Annotated in this window: 19 protein-coding genes; 9 read left to right on the forward strand and 10 right to left on the reverse strand. The window is 53.5% G+C overall.

Annotation, left to right across the window (positions count from 1 at the left end; translation table 11 throughout):
* The first annotated feature begins 332 nt into the window (after positions 1 to 332).
* A complete protein-coding gene (gene polA, locus IP581_RS00125) occupies positions 333 to 3119 on the forward strand; it encodes a DNA polymerase I (RefSeq protein WP_086873344.1) in 2787 nt (928 codons plus the stop codon).
* 166 nt (positions 3120 to 3285) lie between these two features.
* A complete protein-coding gene (locus tag IP581_RS24160; RefSeq protein ID WP_071892919.1) occupies positions 3286 to 3333 on the forward strand; it encodes a spot 42 RNA, inhibition of DNA synthesis in 48 nt (15 codons plus the stop codon).
* Positions 3334 to 3425: 92 nt separating this feature from the next.
* On the opposite strand, the gene yihA is transcribed toward IP581_RS24160, so the two are convergent.
* Positions 3426 to 4055, reverse strand: a complete 630-nt coding sequence (gene yihA / locus IP581_RS00130) for a ribosome biogenesis GTP-binding protein YihA/YsxC (RefSeq protein WP_086873351.1) — start codon at positions 4053 to 4055, stop codon at positions 3426 to 3428.
* A 575-nt stretch (positions 4056 to 4630) separates the two neighbouring features.
* Here yihA and yihI point away from each other — a divergent pair.
* Positions 4631 to 5131 carry a Der GTPase-activating protein YihI gene (yihI, locus tag IP581_RS00135; RefSeq protein ID WP_086873343.1) on the forward strand — a complete coding sequence of 167 codons (501 nt, stop codon included), beginning with the start codon at positions 4631 to 4633 and terminating at the stop codon, positions 5129 to 5131.
* Positions 5132 to 5317: 186 nt separating this feature from the next.
* Complete coding sequence (hemN, locus tag IP581_RS00140; RefSeq protein WP_193821495.1) at positions 5318 to 6691, forward strand: oxygen-independent coproporphyrinogen III oxidase; 1374 nt, start codon at positions 5318 to 5320, stop codon at positions 6689 to 6691.
* A 67-nt stretch (positions 6692 to 6758) separates the two neighbouring features.
* Here hemN and IP581_RS00145 read toward each other — a convergent pair whose 3' ends face one another.
* The 4 genes from IP581_RS00145 to glnA form a co-directional block, all read right to left on the reverse strand.
* On the reverse strand, positions 6759 to 6881 hold the full coding sequence (locus IP581_RS00145) for a YshB family small membrane protein (protein WP_141399381.1): 123 nt from the start codon (positions 6879 to 6881) through the stop codon (positions 6759 to 6761).
* A gap of 110 nt (positions 6882 to 6991) precedes the next feature.
* Positions 6992 to 8401, reverse strand: a complete 1410-nt coding sequence (glnG, locus tag IP581_RS00150; protein WP_017460100.1) for a nitrogen regulation protein NR(I) — start codon at positions 8399 to 8401, stop codon at positions 6992 to 6994.
* 8 nt (positions 8402 to 8409) lie between these two features.
* Positions 8410 to 9459: a nitrogen regulation protein NR(II) gene (glnL, locus tag IP581_RS00155; protein ID WP_193821496.1), complete on the reverse strand. Its 1050-nt coding sequence runs from the start codon at positions 9457 to 9459 to the stop codon at positions 8410 to 8412.
* A gap of 264 nt (positions 9460 to 9723) precedes the next feature.
* Positions 9724 to 11133 (reverse strand): glutamate--ammonia ligase, encoded by a 1410-nt coding sequence (glnA, locus tag IP581_RS00160; RefSeq protein WP_020455889.1) that lies wholly within the window; start codon positions 11131 to 11133, stop codon positions 9724 to 9726.
* Between the two features lie 380 nt (positions 11134 to 11513).
* On the opposite strand from glnA, the gene typA reads away from it, so the two are divergent.
* The 5 genes from typA (at position 11514) to fabY (ending at position 16364) form a co-directional block, all read left to right on the forward strand.
* On the forward strand, positions 11514 to 13337 hold the full coding sequence (gene typA, locus IP581_RS00165; protein ID WP_086873339.1) for a ribosome-dependent GTPase TypA: 1824 nt from the start codon (positions 11514 to 11516) through the stop codon (positions 13335 to 13337).
* Positions 13338 to 13478: 141 nt separating this feature from the next.
* Positions 13479 to 14078 (forward strand): glucose-1-phosphatase, encoded by a 600-nt coding sequence (gene yihX / locus IP581_RS00170; protein WP_097401892.1) that lies wholly within the window; start codon positions 13479 to 13481, stop codon positions 14076 to 14078.
* Entirely contained in the window at positions 14072 to 14944 is an 873-nt protein-coding gene (locus IP581_RS00175) for a virulence factor BrkB family protein (protein ID WP_097401893.1), read from the forward strand. The genes yihX and IP581_RS00175 overlap by 7 nt, the downstream gene beginning before the upstream one ends.
* Positions 14941 to 15378 carry a D-aminoacyl-tRNA deacylase gene (gene dtd, locus IP581_RS00180; protein ID WP_017459695.1) on the forward strand — a complete coding sequence of 146 codons (438 nt, stop codon included), beginning with the start codon at positions 14941 to 14943 and terminating at the stop codon, positions 15376 to 15378. Before IP581_RS00175 ends, dtd begins: the two co-directional genes overlap by 4 nt.
* A gap of 44 nt (positions 15379 to 15422) precedes the next feature.
* Positions 15423 to 16364, forward strand: coding sequence for a fatty acid biosynthesis protein FabY (gene fabY, locus IP581_RS00185; protein ID WP_020455892.1), 942 nt, complete (start codon positions 15423 to 15425; stop codon positions 16362 to 16364).
* A gap of 48 nt (positions 16365 to 16412) precedes the next feature.
* Here the strand turns inward: fabY and IP581_RS00190 are convergent, their stop codons facing one another.
* The 5 genes from IP581_RS00190 to fdxH form a co-directional block, all read right to left on the reverse strand.
* Positions 16413 to 16751, reverse strand: a complete 339-nt coding sequence (locus IP581_RS00190; protein WP_193821497.1) for a nuclear transport factor 2 family protein — start codon at positions 16749 to 16751, stop codon at positions 16413 to 16415.
* Between the two features lie 22 nt (positions 16752 to 16773).
* A complete protein-coding gene (locus IP581_RS00195; RefSeq protein WP_193821498.1) occupies positions 16774 to 17685 on the reverse strand; it encodes an alpha/beta hydrolase in 912 nt (303 codons plus the stop codon).
* Positions 17686 to 17851: 166 nt separating this feature from the next.
* On the reverse strand, positions 17852 to 18781 hold the full coding sequence (gene fdhE / locus IP581_RS00200; RefSeq protein WP_086873332.1) for a formate dehydrogenase accessory protein FdhE: 930 nt from the start codon (positions 18779 to 18781) through the stop codon (positions 17852 to 17854).
* Positions 18778 to 19413, reverse strand: a complete 636-nt coding sequence (gene fdoI, locus IP581_RS00205) for a formate dehydrogenase cytochrome b556 subunit (RefSeq protein WP_017459690.1) — start codon at positions 19411 to 19413, stop codon at positions 18778 to 18780. Before fdoI ends, fdhE begins: the two co-directional genes overlap by 4 nt.
* The gene (fdxH, locus tag IP581_RS00210) at positions 19410 to 20312 is read right to left on the reverse strand and encodes a formate dehydrogenase subunit beta (RefSeq protein ID WP_017459689.1); all 903 of its coding nucleotides are present in this window, start codon (positions 20310 to 20312) and stop codon (positions 19410 to 19412) included. The genes fdoI and fdxH overlap by 4 nt, the downstream gene beginning before the upstream one ends.
* Positions 20313 to 20322: the final 10 nt, after the last annotated feature.

Here is a 20322-nt window from a genome sequence, read left to right on the forward strand (position 1 = left end):
TAAACCTTGCTGGTAATACCTGAGAAATTATCGGCAATAAATAAAATCAAAATTACTTATATCCACATAGCGTAAATTGCCAGCAAACAGCAATAACGATCATCTTTTATCGTATAAGCCATTGAATATAAATGGTTTGTATAATCCTGCGATCGACGGAATGGCACAAAAGTCCAGCCTGACAAAAACTATTCACAAACTTATCCACAGGATGTTTATGCGAGCGATCCCGACGATCGCGAAATCTTTTCGGCATTTTCCGCGAAAAACTCATGTTTTCTCCCTGTCTGTGGCATCCTTTAACCATAATTTGATAAACAGGCATGGACATCATGGTTCAGATCCCAGAAAACCCACTTATCCTTGTTGACGGCTCGTCTTACCTTTATCGCGCGTATCATGCGTTTCCGCCGCTGACTAACAGCGCCGGTGAGCCTACTGGCGCCATGTACGGCGTACTCAACATGTTGCGCAGCCTGATTTTGCAATACCAGCCGACACATGCTGCGGTGGTGTTTGATGCGAAAGGCAAAACCTTCCGTGATGAACTGTTTGAGCATTACAAATCACATCGCCCGCCAATGCCGGACGATTTGCGTGCGCAAATAGAGCCGCTGCACGCCATGGTAAAAGCGATGGGGTTGCCGTTACTGGCGGTCTCCGGCGTTGAAGCGGATGATGTCATCGGCACGCTGGCGCGTGAAGCCGAAAAAGCGGGTCGGCCCGTGCTGATAAGCACCGGCGATAAAGATATGGCACAGCTGGTGACGCCGCATATTACGCTTATCAACACTATGACCAATACGATCCTCGGACCGGATGAAGTCGTCACAAAATATGGTGTCCCACCGGAGTTAATTATCGATTTCCTCGCCCTGATGGGTGACTCCTCAGATAACATTCCAGGCGTGCCGGGCGTTGGCGAGAAAACGGCGCAGGCGCTGCTACAAGGGCTGGGTGGCCTGGATACGCTCTATGCCGAGTCGGATAAAATCGCCGGGCTTACTTTCCGCGGTGCCAAAACCATGGCGGCGAAACTTGAACAGAATAAAGAAGTGGCCTACCTCTCTTACCAACTGGCCACGATTAAAACTGATGTCGAACTGGAACTGACCTGCGAACAGCTGGAAGTTCAGCAGCCTGCGGCGCAGTCGCTCCTTGAGCTGTTTAAGAAATATGAATTCAAACGCTGGAGCGCAGATGTAGAAGCGGGTAAATGGCTTCAGGCGAAAGGCGGTAAACCGGCGGCGAAACCGCAGGAAACCATTGAGATTGCGGCAGAAGCTGATATTCCCGCAGCTGCGCTGTCGGCGGAAAATTATGTCACTATTCTCGATGAAGAGACGTTACAAGCATGGATCGGCAAACTGAAAAGTGCACCGCTCTTTGCTTTCGATACTGAAACCGACAGCCTCGATAATATCAGCGCCAACCTGGTTGGTCTCTCTTTTGCGACTGAACCAGGTATCGCGGCTTATGTGCCTGTTGCGCATGATTATCTTGACGCACCGGATCAAATCCCGCGCGAGCGCGTGCTGGAATTACTGAAACCGCTGCTGGAAGATGAAAATGTCCGTAAAGTGGGACAGAACCTCAAATACGATCGTGGTGTGCTGGAAAACTACGGCATTGAACTGCGCGGCATTGCCTTCGATACCATGCTGGAATCCTACACGCTGGATAGCGTCGCAGGCCGTCATGATATGGACAGCCTCTCCGAGCGCTGGCTGAAGCACAAAACCATTACCTTTGAAGAGATTGCCGGAAAAGGTAAAAACCAACTGACGTTTAATCAGATTGATCTCGAGCAGGCCGGGCGTTATGCGGCGGAAGATGCCGATGTCACGCTGCAACTGCATCTGAAGATGTGGCCGGAGCTGCAAAATAATGCCGGGCCGCTGAACGTCTTCCAGAACATTGAAATGCCGCTGGTGCCGGTAATTTCTCGTATCGAGCGTAACGGCGTCAATATCGATCCCGCCGTGTTACACAAGCACTCCGAAGAGTTGACGCTGCGTCTGGCTGAGCTGGAGAAAAAGGCGCATGAAATCGCGGGTGAGCCGTTTAACCTCTCGTCAACCAAGCAGTTGCAAACCATTCTCTTTGAGAAGCAGGGTATTAAACCGCTGAAGAAAACGCCTGGTGGCGCGCCGTCGACGTCGGAAGAGGTGCTCGAAGAGCTCGCGCTGGATTACCCGTTGCCAAAAGTTATTCTCGAACACCGTGGGCTGGCAAAACTGAAATCGACTTATACCGATAAGTTGCCGCTGATGATCAACCCGAAAACCGGGCGCGTGCATACCTCGTATCATCAGGCGGTGACGGCAACGGGCCGTTTATCTTCAACCGATCCGAACCTGCAGAATATTCCGGTGCGTAATGAGGAAGGCCGCCGTATTCGCCAGGCCTTTGTCGCGCCGAAAGATTACGTCATTGTCTCGGCGGACTACTCGCAAATTGAGTTGCGTATTATGGCGCATCTGTCACGCGACAAAGGTCTGCTGTCTGCATTTGCCGAAGGTAAAGACATTCACCGCGCAACGGCGGCAGAAGTATTTGGTTTGCCACTGGAAAGTGTCAGTAACGAACAGCGTCGCAGCGCGAAAGCGATCAACTTCGGGCTGATTTACGGCATGAGCGCCTTTGGCTTGTCGCGCCAGCTCAATATTCCGCGTAAAGAATCGCAGAAGTACATGGATCTCTACTTCGAGCGTTATCCTGGCGTGCTGGAATATATGGAGCGTACCCGCGCACAGGCGAAAGAGCGTGGCTATGTTGAGACACTGGACGGGCGCCGTCTTTACCTGCCGGACATTAAATCCAGCAATGGGGCCAGACGAGCGGGGGCAGAGCGTGCGGCGATCAATGCGCCGATGCAAGGCACGGCGGCGGACATCATTAAACGCGCGATGATTGCTGTAGATAGCTGGTTGCAAAGCGAGAAACCGCGCGTGCGGTTGATCATGCAGGTGCACGATGAACTGGTATTTGAAGTGCACAAAGATGATGTCGAGGCTGTGTCGAAAAAGATCCATGAACTGATGGAGAGCAGCACCAAACTGGATGTGCCGTTGCTGGTGGAAGTCGGGAGCGGTCAAAACTGGGATCAAGCGCACTAAGTATACGGCGGGTAAAGGGCTTTTTCTGTAAGTAAGCAACAAATAGCCGTCAGTTTTGTGACAATCATTAGAATTCCCTATGTAAAAATTGAAAAGAAATTACAAAAAGTGCTTTGTCCGGATCTAAAAAGGGAGTAGAGTTATTCGCGTAGGGTACAGAGGTAAGATGTTCTATCTTTCAGACCTTTTACTTCACGTAATCGGATTTGGCTGAATATTTAGCCGCCCCAGTCAGAAATGACTGGGGCGTTTTTTATTGTGCAAAAGAAAGAAAAAGCGCGGCGAATGCCACGCTTGAGATAAAGGTTACTCGCCGGTTGCTTCTTCCACTGGCGGCAGGTTATTGAACCAGCCATCCAGTTTCTCACGTAATTTGTCCACGCCCTGTTTCTTCAGCGACGAGAAAGTTTCAACCTGTATGTCGCCGTTAAAAGCAAGCACGGCTTCACGCACCATATTCAGCTGCGCTTTCCGCGCGCCGCTGGCCAGTTTATCCGCCTTGGTCAGCAGCACCAGCACTTGCAGATTGCTCTCGACTGCCCACAGGATCATCTGCTGATCAAGATCTTTCAGCGGATGACGAATATCCATCAGCACTACCAAACCTTGCAGGCACTGGCGTTTTTCGAGGTATTCACCCAGCGCGCGTTGCCATTTGAGCTTCATCTCTTCCGGCACTTCCGCGTAACCGTAGCCCGGCAAGTCGACAAGACGTTTGCCATCAGCGACTTCAAACAAGTTGATCAGCTGCGTACGGCCGGGCGTTTTCGAGGTCCGCGCCAGGTTTTTCTGGTGGGTCAGGGTATTAAGTGCGCTCGATTTACCTGCGTTGGAGCGGCCAGCAAAAGCCACTTCAATGCCGGTATCGGCGGGTAAGTGGCGAATATCAGGCGCACTGGTGACAAAGTGCGTCTGTTGGTAATTCCAGTTAGTCAAAATGGTCGTCTCCATCGTCAAAGCATGCGGCGATTATACCTGAACCCACGCAAAAGGCTGTTTTTCTCGCCAGAAACTCTGCTGTGAGCCATTACCGTGCGATATGTAAGATATTTGCCCTTTTCGTTATACGAACTTTCGGAGAAGTTGCAGATTAAAAAATGGCTAAAATGTCTCTAATCAAAGGGTTATCTATATAGAATTTTCTTAAACTGCGGGTTCTGGGGCTTTTCCTGCTTGTCAGTTTAGCTCAGAAGGGTAAAGTAACCCACCAAGGCCGGATGCTGCTTGTGGAAGGATAACTCACGGAATGAGGGGTCAGGAGCGCCAGGAGGCGAAGACCGGAGACTAACGTCAGAAGACGTTGAACAAGGAAAAGGAACCGTAACAGGGAACGTTCTACGCTAACGGATAAACAGGGTAAGTTGATAGCGAACACGGAATGTAAAACCCGTTACGGGTAAAGGGTCAAGAAAAAAGGCGACAGTTTGCACTGTCGCCTTTTTTCTTTGCTTGCTTTCTGCTAGATTCCGCCGCAATTCTATACTGATGAAAAACGACTTAAGATCACTAATATGAAAAAACCGTCCACCAATCCGCGCGGTAAAGTGCGCCGTAAAACCCGTGAAGAGTTAAATCAGGAAGGCCGCGATCGTAAGCGTGAGAAAAAGCACCGCGGTAATGCTTCAGGCAGCCGTGCGAACGGTGGCGACGGCGCTTCTGGCTCCGGAAGGAGTAAACAGCAAAAAGATCCGCGTATTGGCAGTAAAAAACCGATCCCGCTGGGTGTCACCGACACGCCGGTCAACAAGCAGCACAAACCTAAGAGCGAGAAACCTATGCTTTCACCGCAGGCTGAGCTGGAAATGCTGGAAACGGATGAGCGCCTGGACGCGCTACTGGAACGTCTGGAAGAGGGGGAAACCCTGAGCGCTGACGATCAGGCGTGGGTCGATGCCAAACTGGATCGCATTGATGAACTGATGCAGAAACTCGGCCTCTCTTACGATGATGACGAAGAAGAGGAAGAAGAAGGCAAAGAAGATATGATGCGTCTGCTGAAGGGCGGCAACTAATCCTTTTCTATGGGGCTTTCTGTCCTGCTTATAACCCTTCCGGTTATATGTTATCTGGTGTGGTTATTCGTTAAACTACAGCGGTTGTCGCGGCGCAAACTGTGGCTGCGCAACCGGCTTATGACCCGAAACGAGGTCAGGCCGGGCCGCCGGAACCGCCAGCGGCGTCATCGGAAGGAGTAAACAATGTCTGAGCAAGTCATCGACTGGGACCTGGCCCTGATCCAGAAATATAACTATTCCGGGCCGCGTTACACCTCATATCCTACCGCGCTGGAGTTTTCCGACGCTTACGGCGAAGACGATTTTCGCCAGGCTGTGGCGCGTTATCCTGAGCGACTACTGTCGCTATATGTGCATATCCCGTTTTGTCACAAGCTGTGCTACTTCTGCGGCTGCAATAAGATTGTCACCCGTCAGCAGCATAAAGCCGATCAGTATCTGGACGCGCTCGAGCAGGAAATTATTCACCGCGCACCGCTTTTTTCTGGTCGCCACGTCAGCCAGTTGCACTGGGGCGGCGGTACGCCGACCTATCTGAACAAAGCGCAAATCAGCCGTCTGATGAACCTGTTGCGCGGTCATTTTGCGTTTAATGCTGATGCGGAAATCTCGATCGAAGTTGATCCGCGGGAAATCGAACTGGATGTGCTCGATCATCTGCGCAGCGAAGGCTTTAATCGCCTGAGCATGGGTGTGCAGGATTTCAACAAAGAGGTTCAGCGTCTGGTCAACCGCGAGCAGGATGAAGAGTTTATCTTCGCGCTGCTCAATCATGCCCGCGATATTGGTTTTACCTCGACCAATATTGACCTGATTTACGGCCTGCCCAAACAGACGCCGGAAAGCTTCGCTTTTACGTTACAACGCGTGGCGGCGCTTAGCCCGGATCGCCTGAGCGTTTTTAACTACGCGCATTTGCCGACACTGTTCGCCGCGCAGCGCAAAATTAAAGACGTTGATTTGCCAACGGCGCAGCAGAAGCTCGACATTTTGCAGCAAACTATCACTTCGCTGACCGGCTCCGGTTACCAGTTTATTGGCATGGATCACTTTGCCCGCCCGGACGACGAGCTCGCTATTGCTCAGCGTGAAGGTGTATTGCACCGTAATTTCCAGGGGTACACCACGCAGGGCGACAGCGATCTGCTGGGGCTGGGTGTTTCTGCCATTAGTATGATCGGCGATAGCTACGCGCAAAACCAAAAAGAGTTGAAACACTATTATCAGCAAGTGGACGAGCGCGGAAATGCGCTGTGGCGCGGTATCGCGTTAACCCGTGACGACTGTATTCGCCGCGATGTGATCAAAGGGCTGATTTGCAACTTCCGCCTCGAGTTCGCTGCGGTGGAGCGCGCCTGGGATCTTAACTTCCGTGACTATTTTGCCGAGGATTTGCGCCTGCTGGCGCCGCTGGTGGAGGACGGGCTGGTGGCGATGAGCGAGCAAGGGTTGCAGGTCACAGCGAAAGGGCGTTTGCTGATCCGCAATATCTGCATGTGTTTCGATGCTTATCTGCGTCGCAAAGCGCGTTTGCAGCAGTTTTCACGAGTGATTTAACGAAGACGGCGCATCAAGCCTACAAAACACGTTCTGTAGGCCTGATAAGCGCAGTATAACGCGAAGGTTAGCTAAACAGCCCAACCAACGCGGCACACAGAACAGCCGCGATGGCCGTTTGCGGTGTGTGGCTTGCCGACGCGCCTGCTTCTACGCCTGCAGTGACCACATTGATTAATGATTCCAGCATGATGACCTCTCCCATGAACGGGCAAGATCATACGTCACTGCCGGTAACAGTAAAGCGCAAAATAACGGCAATTTGCGATCGCGGTTCATTCTTTACACTTCACCTGACAGCTATTCCATTCCCAGCTCTTTCAACTTACGCGTCAGGGTGTTACGACCCCATCCGAGCAGTCGCGCCGCTTCCTGTTTGTGGCCCTGTGTGTGACGCAGCGCCGTAGTCAGTAAGGTACGCTCCATTTCCGGTTGCGCTTCTGAAAGCAGGTTTTGATGACCGGAACGTAATGCGCGATCCGCCCATTGCGCCAGCAGTGTTGCCCAACTGTCCGGCAGACTCTGCGAAGGGCTGTCCGGCACGGTGGTTTCAAACAATTCGCCTGGCAAATCCTGAATCAACACTTCCTGGCCTGCGGCCATAACCGTTAACCAGCGGCAGGTGTTTTCCAGCTGGCGGACGTTACCCGGCCATGCCAGACGCGTTAGCGCGGTTTCAGTTTCCGGATGCAATTGTTTCGTTTCCACACCAAGTTCACGTGCGGCGACTTGCAAAAAGTGGCGTGCTAAACGTGGAATATCTTCCCGGCGTTCGCGCAGCGGCGGCAAATGGACGCGGATCACGTTCAGGCGGTGGAACAGATCCTCACGGAATTTGCCCTCCTGAACGCGCTGTTCCAGATTCTGGTGCGTGGCGGCGATAATGCGGACATCGACCTTCACCGGCGCATAGCCGCCAACGCGGTAAAATTGACCATCGGCCAGTACGCGCAGCAAACGTGTCTGCACATCCAGCGGCATATCGCCTATTTCGTCCAGAAACAGTGTCCCACCATCGGCTTGCTCAAAACGTCCCTGACGAATCGTATTCGCGCCGGTAAACGCCCCTTTTTCGTGACCAAACAGTTCCGATTCAATCAAATCCTTCGGAATGGCGGCCATATTGAGGGCGATAAAGGGCGCTTTCACGCGCGGGCTGTGGCGATGCAGCGCATGTGCCACCAGTTCTTTACCGGTCCCCGATTCACCATTAATCAATACGCTGATCGACGAGCGCGACAGGCGACCGATAATGCGAAACACATCCTGCATCGCTGGTGCTTCGCCGATAATGTCTGTTGTCGGGCCGCTGGCTTGCACATTGCGCGGCTGCTGCTGTTCCTGATAATGGCTGATAGCGCGCTCAACCAGCGCAACAGCTTCGTCGATATCAAACGGTTTGGGCAGATAATCGAATGCCCCTTGCTGATACGCGCTTACCGCCGCATCAAGATCGGAATGCGCGGTCATAATGATGACCGGGAGCATCGGATGGCGCTGTTTGATCTGTTTCAGTAACGCAAGACCATCCATCCCTGGCATACGAATATCCGAAAGCAGTACATCCGGGGTTTTGGTGGTGAGTGCATCTAGCACTTCATTGGCACTTTCAAACGTTGTACAACTCAAGCCTGCCCCGGTGAGCGCGCGTTCCAGCACCCAACGGATGGAGCTATCGTCATCAACGATCCAGACTATCCCTCGTTGCATAAACACCTCTACTTCCGAATAGGCAGAAATACCGAGAATTCGGTATGGCCTGGCCAACTGGTAAATTCAATTTTGCCAGAATGTTGATCAATCAAACTGCGTGCGATAGATAATCCAAGCCCGGTACCGCCTTCGCGCCCGCTCACCATCGGATAGAACAATGTATCCTGGAGCTGCGACGGAATACCCGGGCCGTTATCTTCCACATCTATTCTCGCCGCAAGGCGATAACGCACACCGTGCAGCGTCAGCTGGAAGGCGGTACGGGTGCGCAGAATGATTTCGCCCCCTTCCGGCCCCAGCGCTTGCAAAGCGTTACGCACAATATTCAGTAAAACCTGCTCAATTTGGTCGGGATCGTGCGCGAGCTCCGGCAAACTCGGATCGTAATCACGGGTTAAGGTGACATTATCCGGCAGCTCCATTGAAACCAGTTTCACCACGCGCTCGGCCACTTTGTGAATGCTTTCGGTAACATGCATCCCCGGCTGTTGCGGCCCCAACAGGCGATCCACCAGGTTACGCAAGCGGTCAGCCTGCTCAATGATCACTTTGGTGTATTCCAGCAGTGCCGGATCGGGCAGAGCTTTGCTCAGCAACTGCGCCGCGCCGCGTAAACCGCCAAGCGGGTTTTTAATTTCATGCGCCAGACCGCGTACCAGATCGCGCGCCGCAACTTGTTGGGCGTGCTGGAGTTGCTCCTGGCTAAGACGGCGCTGGTTATCCATCGGCGCCATTTCCAGCAGAATCAAACCATCCGGCAGACGTTGCGCCGTCAGCGAAAGAATGTGTGAGCGCCCGTCAATAACGAGTGTCACTTCGTTATCGGTAAACCCCTGCCCGGCGTGCAAACTTTCCCGCATCAAATCGATGTTCAGTGAAAAGTAACTCAGCAGTTCGGGGAGCGGTGTGCCGAATAGCTTACGAGAACTTTGCGCCAGCAGTTGCTGTGCCGCAGGGTTGGCGTAATGTACCGCCAGGTCGTCATCAACCAGCAAGATGCTGTTGATCAAAGAATTGAGGATCTGCCCAGCATCGGGCAGCACGCCGCTTGCCATTTAGCAGTCTCCCGGAGGTGTGCACCAATTTAGTGCAGTATAGCGTTTTATTGGTAAAAAGCGCGTTAGATCAGGTTGTTGGTGGAGAAAAAAGCCCATCCAGGGATGGGCTAAAAGTTCCACGGCAACTAAAAATCCTCTGGCCTCTTTCTCACCGTAGCGGCGTTGGCTGCCCTCATTCGCCCGAATCACTTATCGACTAAGCTCATCGGGACATCTTCGGTTGCCGCCTTGCTGCGAAAAGACTTCTGCCGAGTCTTAATATTAAACGCTGTAGTACAGTTCAAACTCTACCGGGTGCGGCGTCATGCGAACGCGGTCGTTCTCTTCCATACGCAGCGCGATGTAAGCATCGATAGCGTCGTCGGTGAACACACCACCTGCAGTCAGGAACTCGCGGTCAGCATCCAGCGCGTTGAGCGCTTCTTCCAGAGAGCCTGCAACCTGCGGGATCTCTTTCGCTTCTTCAGCCGGCAGGTCATACAGGTTTTTGTCCATCGCTTCGCCCGGGTGGATTTTGTTTTTAATACCATCCAGACCGGCCATCAGCAGCGCTGCGAAGCACAGGTACGGGTTAGCAGCCGGGTCCGGGAAGCGCACTTCGATACGACGCGCTTTCGGTGAAGCCACAACCGGAATACGGATAGAAGCAGAACGGTTACGTGCAGAGTAAGCCAGCATGACCGGTGCTTCATAACCCGGGACCAGACGCTTGTAAGAGTTGGTGGTCGGGTTAGACAGGGCGTTGATCGCTTTTGCGTGTTTGATTACGCCGCCAATGTAGTACAGCGCCATTTCAGACAGGCCAGCGTACTTGTCGCCAGAGAACAGGTTAGTGCCGTTCTTGGACAGGGACATGTGGCAGTGCATACCGGAACCGTTATCACCGAACATCGGTTTCGGCATAAAGGTCGCGGTTTTGCCGAAGCGGTGAGCAACGTTGTGCACTACATATTTGTAAATCTGAATTTCGTCCGCTTTTTTGGTCATGGTGTTGAAGCGAGTAGCCACTTCGTTCTGACCAGCCGTTGCCACTTCGTGGTGGTGAGCTTCAACAACCAGGCCCATCTCTTCCATCACCAGACACATGGTGGAACGCAGATCCTGTGATGAATCTACCGGCGGAACCGGGAAGTAACCGCCTTTCACTGCCGGACGGTGACCTTTGTTACCACCTTCGTATTTGGTGGAGGTGTTCCATGCGCCTTCGATATCGTCGATAGCAACGCTGGAACCGGAAATGGAGCTGCCGAAGCGCACGTCGTCGAACAGGAAGAATTCCGGCTCTGGCCCGAACAGCACGGTGTCTGCCAGACCGGTGGAGCGCAGGTACTCTTCAGCGCGTTTAGCGATGGAGCGCGGGTCACGATCGTAGCCCTGCATGGTGCCTGGCTCGAGGATATCGCAACGAATAATCAGAGTAGACTCTTCGTAGAACGGGTCAATGACAGCGGTAGTCGCGTCCGGCATCAGCACCATGTCTGATTCGTTGATGCCTTTCCAGCCACCAATCGAAGAACCATCAAACATTTTACCTTCTTCAAAGAAGTCGGCGTTTACCTGATGGGCTGGGATAGTGACGTGCTGTTCTTTACCTTTGGTATCGGTGAAGCGCAGATCGACAAACTTCACTTCGTGCTCATTCAGCATCGTCAAAACGTGTTCAGCGGACATACTTAAACTCTCCCGGATTTGTCATTGTCGTCGTGGTAACGAGGTCTTCTAATTACTACGTAAGCTGGCGTAGTTATCGTACAATCGTTAAAGCGAAATCTATGCCAACTTTTAAATGCCCCTAAAAAGGCGTTATCATGCTCGGTATAGTGCAAAAGGGCTGCACCATGATGGTTATGTTGCACCAATATAGTGCCTTTATGTGAACATCGGGCACTATATTGGTGCAATTTTCGTTAAATGCCCCTTTTAACGCTCCGTGAAAACGATCACAAAGCAACTCTGCAATACTTGTTTGCGGAGGATGTTTGTGATCCTGTTTAGTCCTTCGATTAATACGTGTACAATAACGCGCTATTTCTAATGCCTGAGGCAAAGTTGTGATCGAAAATCTGCGTAACATCGCCATCATTGCTCACGTTGACCACGGTAAAACGACCCTGGTTGACAAGCTGCTGCAGCAATCCGGTACGTTCGACGAACGTGCTGAAACTCAAGAGCGTGTGATGGACTCCAACGATTTGGAGAAAGAGCGTGGGATTACCATCCTCGCTAAAAACACCGCTATCAAATGGAATGATTACCGTATCAACATCGTTGATACCCCAGGGCACGCCGACTTCGGTGGTGAAGTTGAGCGTGTGATGTCCATGGTCGATTCCGTGCTGCTGGTGGTTGACGCATTTGACGGCCCTATGCCGCAAACGCGTTTCGTGACCAAAAAAGCATTTGCCCATGGCCTGAAACCGATTGTGGTAATCAACAAAGTTGACCGTCCTGGCGCGCGTCCGGACTGGGTTGTCGATCAGGTGTTCGACCTGTTCGTAAACCTGGATGCGACCGACGAGCAGCTGGACTTCCCGATCGTTTACGCTTCTGCGCTGAACGGTATCGCGGGTATGGACCACGAAGACATGGCTGAAGACATGACCCCGCTGTACCAGGCGATTGTTGACCATGTCCCTGCACCGAACGTCGATCTCGACGGCACGTTCCAGATGCAGATCTCCCAGCTCGACTACAACAACTATGTTGGTGTAATCGGCATCGGTCGTATCAAGCGCGGTAAAGTAAAACCGAACCAGCAAGTCACTATCATTGATAGCGAAGGCAAAACCCGTAACGGTAAAGTCGGTAAAGTGCTGACCCACCTGGGGCTGGAGCGTATTGATAGCGAAATCGCAGAAGCGGGCGATATCATTGCGATCACCGGTCTGGGCGAGCTGAACATCTCCGACACTATCTGCGATCCGCAGAACGTCGAAGCGCTGCCGGCGCTGTCTGTTGATGAACCGACCGTGACCATGTTCTTCAACGTCAACACCTCTCCGTTCTGTGGTAAAGAAGGTAAGTACGTGACTTCACGTCAAATCCTCGACCGCCTGAACAAAGAGCTGGTACATAACGTTGCGCTGCGCGTTGAAGAGACCGAAGACGCTGACGCATTCCGCGTTTCCGGCCGTGGTGAGCTGCACTTGTCCGTGCTTATCGAGAACATGCGTCGTGAAGGTTTCGAAATGGCGGTTTCCCGTCCGAAAGTTATCTTCCGTGAAATCGATGGCCGCAAACAAGAGCCGTTCGAAAACGTCACGCTGGACGTTGAAGAGCAGCACCAGGGTTCTGTGATGCAGGCGCTGGGTGAGCGTAAAGGCGATCTGAAAAACATGAATCCGGACGGCAAAGGCCGCGTACGTCTCGACTACGTGATCCCAAGCCGTGGCCTGATCGGCTTCCGTTCTGAGTTCATGACCATGACTTCCGGTACTGGTCTGCTGTACTCCACCTTCAGCCATTACGACGATGTTCGTCCGGGCGAAGTGGGCCAGCGTAACAACGGCGTGCTGATCTCCAACGGTCAGGGTAAAGCGGTTGCTTTCGCCCTGTTCGGTCTGCAGGATCGCGGTAAGTTGTTCCTCGGTCACGGCGCGGAAGTGTATGAAGGCCAGATCATCGGTATTCACAGCCGTTCCAACGACCTGACGGTAAACTGCCTGACCGGTAAGAAACTGACCAACATGCGTGCGTCTGGTACAGACGAAGCCACGGTTCTGGTTCCGCCGGTGAAAATGACGCTGGAGCAAGCTCTGGAGTTCATTGATGATGACGAACTGGTAGAAGTGACCCCGCTCTCTATCCGTATTCGTAAACGTCACCTGACGGAAAACGACCGTAAACGCGCAATGCGCGGGGCGAAAGAAGAGTAATCCCGCTTTATTTGCCTGTAAAAAGCCGCTGATTTTCAGCGGCTTTTTTATGCCCGTATCCTCTTCGCGTGAAGCCGCGAACTATTCAAGTCAGAACTTTCCCGCTACAGTTAACTCTCCACGGCTGGCAAGGAGAGAGAAATGCTCTATATCTTTGATTTAGGTAACGTGATTGTCGACATCGACTTCAACAGGGTGCTGGGTGCCTGGAGCGATTTTAGCCGTGTGCCGCTGGCGACCTTAAAGCAAAGTTTCACCATGGGCGAGCCGTTTCATCAGCATGAACGAGGGGAAATCAGTGACGAAGATTTCGCCAAAGCGCTGTGCCATGAAATGGCACTCCCGCTCAGCTACGAGCAGTTTTCCACCGGCTGGCAGGCGGTGTTTGTCGCGCTGCGCAAAGAAGTCGTCGACATCATGCACAAATTGCGTGAGCAGGGGCATCGGGTCGTCGTGCTGTCGAATACTAACCGTCTGCACACCACATACTGGCCGGAGCAATATCCGGAAATTCAGGCGGCGGCTGACCATATTTATCTTTCCCAGGAGATGGGAATGCGCAAACCCGAAGCGCGAATTTATCAGCAGGTACTGGCGCGCGAAGGTTTTTCTGCCGAAGATAGCGTCTTTTTCGACGACAATGCCGACAATATCGCCGGTGCGGAACAACTGGGCATTACCAGCATCCTGGTAACGGATAAAACCACTATTCCGGACTATTTCGCGAAACAGCTATGCTAAAAAATCTGCGGCATCATGCAAAACATCGCACGCGCCCGCTTGTTGCCTGGTTGCGGCTGCTATGGCGGCGCATTGATGAAGACCATATGACGACGCTGGCGGGGAATCTCGCCTATGTCTCTTTGCTTTCGCTGGTGCCCCTGATCGCGGTGGTGTTTGCATTGTTCGCTGTTTTTCCTATGTTTTCTGACATTAGCATCCAGTTGCGCCACTTTGTGTTTGCTAATTTCATTCCCACCACCGGCGATGTGATCCAAAACTATATTGAGCAGTTTGTTGCCAATTCCACCAAAATGACGGCGGTGGGCGCATGCGGGCTGGTGGTGACATCGCTACTGCTGATGTACTCCATCGACTCGGCGTTAAATACTATCTGGCGCAGTACGCGTGTACGCCCGCATGTTTATTCTTTTGCCGTCTACTGGATGATCCTGACGCTCGGCCCGCTGCTGGCGGGTGCCAGCCTGGCAATAAGCTCCTATTTGCTGTCGCTGCGCTGGGCCAGCGAGCTGGATAGCGTGATTGATGATGTGCTGCGCATATTTCCGCTGATCCTCTCCTGGCTCTCTTTTTGGCTGCTGTACAGCATTGTGCCAACAACGCGCGTGCCGAACCGCGATGCCATTGTCGGCGCGTTTATCGCGGCGCTGTTGTTTGAGTTAGGTAAAAAGATTTTTGGCCTCTACATCACCATGTTTCCGTCTTACCAGCTGATTTATGGCGTGCTGGCTGTCATCCCCATTTTGTTCCTCTGGGTCTACTGGACCTGGTGTATCGTCTTGCTTGGCGCTGAAATAACTGTCACTCTCGGTGAATACCGAAAACTCAAAATAGCCGCACAGCAAGAAGAAGCAGACCAACCATGATTGCATTAATTCAACGTGTTTCCCGCGCGAGCGTTAGCGTGGCGGGTGAGGTGACGGGCGAAATCGGCCCTGGACTTTTGGTGTTGTTGGGCGTCGAAAGGGAAGACGATGAACAAAAAGCGAACCGCCTGTGCGAACGTGTGCTGGGGTATCGTATTTTTGGCGACGCGGAAGGGAAGATGAATCTTAACGTCCAGCAGGCGGGTGGGAGTGTGCTGGTGGTGTCGCAATTTACGCTGGCGGCGGATACAGAACGTGGAATGCGCCCGGGCTTTTCCCGGGGCGCTGCGCCGGAAAAAGCCGAGGCGCTGTACCACTATTTTGTTGAACGTTGCCGCAGCCAGCAAATGGAAACGCAAACCGGGCGATTCGCTGCCGATATGCAGGTTTCGCTGGTCAACGACGGCCCCGTCACGTTCTGGTTGCAAGTATGAGCCAGCTTGCGGCGTGGCCCCTGGTTACAAGAGAGAGTGCTGCTATGTACCACCTTCGCGTACCGCAAACGGAAGAAGAGTTAGAACTCTATTACCAGTTCCGCTGGGAAATGCTGCGTAAACCGCTGCATCAACCGAAAGGTTCCGAGCGTGATGGCTGGGATGCGATGGCACATCACCAGATGGTTGTCGATGAAGAGGGCAACATTGTCGCTATCGGGCGGTTGTATATCAACGCGGATAACGAAGGGTCTATTCGCTTTATGGCGGTACACCCGGACGTGCAGGAAAAAGGCCTCGGCACGCTGATGGCGATGACGCTGGAGTCCGTGGCCCGCCAGGAAGGGGTAAAACGCGTGACCTGTAGCGCCCGCGAAGATGCGGTGGCGTTCTTCGCGAAACTGGGCTTCGTCAACGAAGGGGAAATCACCGCGCCGCAAACCACGCCGGTACGCCACTTTTTGATGATCAAACCGATCGCCACGCTTGATGATATTCTGCATCGCGGCGACTGGTGCGGGCAGTTGCAGCAGGCCTGGTATCAACATATTCCGCTGAGTGAAAAGATGGGTGTGCGCATTCAGCAGTACACCGGGCAGAAATTTATCACCACCATGCCGGAGACCGGCAACCAGAATCCGCACCACACGCTGTTCGCCGGTAGCCTGTTTTCCCTCGCGACACTCACCGGTTGGGGGCTGATCTGGCTGATGCTGCGCGAGCGCCATCTCGGCGGCACCATCATTCTTGCCGATGCGCATATCCGCTATAGCACGCCGATCACCGGTAAGCCGAGCGCGATTGCCGATCTTGGCTCGCTAAGCGGCGATTTGGATCGCCTGGCGCGCGGGCGCAAAGCACGCGTTCAGCTCCAGGTTGAACTGTTTGGCGAAGATAAGCAGGGCGCAATTTTCGAAGGCATTTATATCGTGTTGCCCGCCAAACCCTTCGGCTCGTTCGAAGAGGGCGGTAACGAGGAAGAGTAAGCCGTTGCGCGCCTGCTAATGCGGGCGCGCAACGTCCTGCGAACCACCCTACTGCGCGAAGAAAAACCACGCGGTTTTGATCAGCCCATCCTGCACGTCATAGACCGCCATATTTTCAATGGCTGACTCGCCTATGCCGTAGATTTTTTCGTGATCGAACACCTTATTACCCATCACCGTGCGTGAGAGTAACTCGGCACGTAACGCGGGGTTGTTAAAACGATGCGTCGCATAAAAGGCGCGTAATGCTTCACGCCCCTGCAGCGACGGCTCAGTGGATGGCAAGCGATAAGCGATAAAATCCTCGCTAAAACAGGCGGTAAATGCCTCAATATCATGGGCATTGTAAGTAGCGAACTGCTTTTCCACAGGACTTACGACAGACATCGACTCCCCTTTTTATGCGCGGTTATATTCTGGCCACCCGTGCGGCCACGTCTCTTATCGCGTCTCTTGCGCTTTGGCTGATCCCGGCAAGCTGGAAGAAGCCATGGATCACGCCCTGATATTGTGAACAAGTACAGGTGACGCCCTGCTCGGTCATGTGCTGGAACAGTGCTTCACCTTCATCGCATAACGGATCGAACTCGGCGGTAATGATGTGCACTGGCGGCAGACCGGAAAAATCATCGCGCCACAGCGGGCTGACATCCGGTAACAGGCGGTCGGTATCGCCGAGATACATTTCGTAGCCCGATAACAGCGCCTCGCGGGTAATCACATAATCGGAACCGTTAAAGGTATAGCTATCGAAATAGGCGGTGGCGTCGAGCATCGGATAAATCAACACCAGCTGCGCCGGTTGCCATGTCGCCGCGGCTTTCAGCCGTAGCGCCGTCACCAGCGCCAGGTGACCGCCCGCGCTATCCCCCGCAAGCGTGATGCGTTCTTTGTCGATACCGAGTTTATCGGCGTTTTTCCACACCATATCGGCACCAGATTGTGCATCATCATGTGCGGCAGGCCAGCGATGTTCTGGCGCTAAACGGTACTGCACAGCAACAACCCGGCAGCCACTATAAAAGGCCAGCTGACGCAGTTGCTTATCGTGCGTGTCGAAGCCGCCGCTAATAAAGCAGCCGCCGTGGTAGTAAATTAACGCGGGAAGATGGCCGCTGGCGTCCTGCGGCGAAAACAGACGAAACGTTATGCCTTCAAGCGTTATCTCTTCAACCTGAACGCGTGTTTCCGTTTCCCCTGCCAGCACTGTGCTGGCGACATATCCACTGCGCCGGTCATCAATACTCTTCGCCCGCGCAGACGGGCGACCTGCGGCAATAAAGTCGCTCACCAGCCCGGCAATACCTTTTTCCAGTGCCATTCCGTTAACCTTTTATCTGTATAAATATCCAGCTTTATAGCCTGGTTTATGCGGAATGGGAATGGTCGTTTTTTAGCAATGTGTGGCAAAAAGCAGGACGGAGATAAACACGTGGAGAACCAGACAGGCGGACAACCCTTGCCAGAAAGGCAAGGGTTGAAGGGTATTATTCCCCTTCGCCGGGGAATAAGAACGGGTTGATGGAGCTGCGGGCGAAACCTTCCTGCTCCATGCGGGCATCTAACACCAGCGAGGCCAAATCGTCCGCGACCGGCTCGACGTTCGGGTCTTTTTCCTGATAAAGGATCTTCAGGTAAGTGCCGCAGTCGCCGCAGCTTTCCGCTTTGATTGCCGCCTGCTCGTTATCCAGCGACCAGTAGTGCAGATCACGGGTTTGCTCGCAGTTGCTGCATTTGACGCGCACCACATGCCATTCGGTTTCGCACAGGTTGCAGTGCAGATAGCGCAACCCTTGCGTCGTGCCAATATGCACCATGCTGGAGACCGGCATTGCGCCGCACACCGGGCAGAACTGGCGCTGTTCACCATATTCCGCGCGCGCTTTGCCAGGAATTAGGCTGGCCATTTGCGCCCAGTAGAGCGACAGCGCAGCCCAGATAAAAGGCGCTTTATCGCTGCTTACGGAGGCGAAATCAGCGGCAAACAACGCGCTGGCCATTGCTTCCAGTTCCTGCGCAGAGGCTTTTTCCAGGTTCTCAATGACCGCCAGCGCCGGGCCGCTCATCTCCGGCTTCAGCTCGGCGATCAGCGAATGCAGCAGCTTGTGCCAGTGCGTATCACGCGGCAGCACATGAATGTCCAGCGGCGGTTTGCCCTGTTCGGCGGCCTCTTTAATGCGCGCAGTCAGGTCAAGGTGCAGAGGGTGGTCGTAAAGCACCACTTCCTGGGCATGGGCGATAAGCGCAGCAAAACGCAGATAATCACCCAGCGGGTTACTCTCTGCCAGCTCACGCAAACGCTCTGCGCGGCGGTTATAGAGATTTTTCAGTCTGGGGAATAATAACGGCGGAATCACTTCCGCCGTGCGTTTATCGCTCTTCTCCAGCTCATCTTGCGGGATTATGCGAATACTCATTCAGTCGATTTTTCCGTTGTCTTGCGAACTTCCCGGTACCAGCGCGGGTGATGTTTCTTCGCCCACGAGCTGGTAACCCAGCCTTCCACCATTGCGGTTATCGTGCCTTTCACCCACAGGGCGGCGTAAATGTGCACCATAATAACCACAATTAACGCGACGGCGGCAAATGAATGCACCATCAACGCTAATCGGATCACCGGAATGGGAAACGCTGGCGCGAAGTAAGGGCGCCAGATAACCACGCCGCTTACCAGTAGCAACACCAGGAAAATAATCGCCGCCCAGAAAACACATTTCTGACCGAAATTATAGCGCCCGGTGTCACCCACTTCCTCATTGACGACGATCTTACGAATATTCTTCGCCCAAAAGATATCATCCCTATTGATGAGGTTATGGTGCCAGTAGCGGAAAAACATGATTATAAACGACGCGAACATCACCACACCGACAAACGGATGGAGAATGCGCGCCAGCTGCGGCGTACCCAGAATCCCCATCAACCAATTGAAGGAGGGGAAGAAAAACCCCAGCCCGCTCACCGCCGCCAGCACGAAGCAGAAGGCGGTGACCCAGTGGTTGATGCGCTCTGGCGCCGTGTAGCGCACGATGGTGTCACGTTTTTTCATTTGCGCACCTCGTCTTTCTCTTCATGCAGGTTATCGTCTTCCTCTTCTGCGCGGTTCGGACCGACACCGACATAGTGGAAGATGCTGGCAGCGAAGGTCGCGGCAAAGCCGACCGCCGCAAGAGGTTTCCAGATACCTTTCCAGAACTTCACGGTAGAGCTGATTTCCGGGTTCTCCGGCAGGCCGTGATACAGATTCGGCTTGTCGGCGTGATGCAGTACATACATCACGTGCGTACCACCAACGCCCGCCGGATCGTACAGACCGGCGTTGTCGTAACCACGGGTTTTCAGTTCCGCTACGCGCTCGCCAGCCAGCGTTTTCATATCCTCTTTGGAGCCAAAGTGGATAGCGCCGGTCGGGCAGGTTTTCACACACGCCGGTTCCTGGCCCACGGTCACGCGATCAACACACAGCGTACATTTGTAGACGCGGTTGTCTTCCGGGTTCATGCGTGGCACGTCGAACGGACAACCGGCGATGCAGTAACCGCAGCCGATGCACTGCTCGGACTGGAAGTCGACAATGCCGTTGGCATACTGAATGATAGCCCCTTCTGACGGACATGCTTTCAGACAGCCAGGATCGGCGCAGTGCATGCAGCCATCTTTACGGATCAGCCACTCCAGTTTGTCGTTCTGCTCCACTTCCGAGAAGCGCATGACCGTCCACGACTTGGCGGTCAAATCTGCCGGGTTGTCATACACCCCGACGTTATGTCCCACCTCATCACGAATGTCATTCCACTCGGAACAGGCCACCTGACAGGCTTTGCAGCCGATACAGGTGGTGACGTCGATAAGCTTCGCCACTTCCTGCTGGTGATCCCGCGCCTGCGGCGCGGGAGTGAAACCATTAGTCGCGGAACGACGGATGATGTCTTGCGATTGATAAGCCATAAGTCGTCTC

The sequence above is a fragment of the Kosakonia pseudosacchari genome (assembly GCF_015167415.1).
In the GTDB taxonomy this organism is placed as follows: Bacteria; Pseudomonadota; Gammaproteobacteria; order Enterobacterales; family Enterobacteriaceae; genus Kosakonia; species Kosakonia pseudosacchari.